At 38.1% G+C, this 291-nt stretch carries 1 rRNA gene; it reads left to right on the top strand.

Going from position 1 to position 291, the window contains the following annotated elements:
• The first annotated feature begins 174 nt into the window (after positions 1–174).
• Positions 175–289: ribosomal RNA gene (gene rrf, locus AT575_RS10280) — 5S ribosomal RNA — on the top strand.
• Positions 290–291: the final 2 nt, after the last annotated feature.

Below are 291 nucleotides of genomic sequence, written 5' to 3'. Positions count from 1 at the left end.
AAAAAAAGCGTAACAATTTAGGAAAATGGCGTAGAGACTACGGAGTCTCAAGACATTTTATCTAATTGACTAGCTTTTTAGTCCGAGTACAATTTTGATAATAGAAAAGTTTATTGACATAGAGGTAGACTTCTTGTTAAGATATAGTTATTCAATTTTGAGTGGACTAAAAAGTTAAGTGACGATAGCCTAGGAGATACACCTGTACCCATGCCGAACACAGTAGTTAAGCCCTAGAACGCCTGAAGTAGTTGGGGGTTGCCCCTGTTAGATACGGAAGTCGCTTAGCTT

The organism is Streptococcus penaeicida (genome assembly GCF_002887775.1).
Taxonomy (GTDB): Bacteria; Bacillota; Bacilli; order Lactobacillales; family Streptococcaceae; genus Streptococcus; species Streptococcus penaeicida.
Note: the sequence above shows the minus strand (reverse complement) of the source record. Positions and strands in the feature narration are given on the sequence as shown.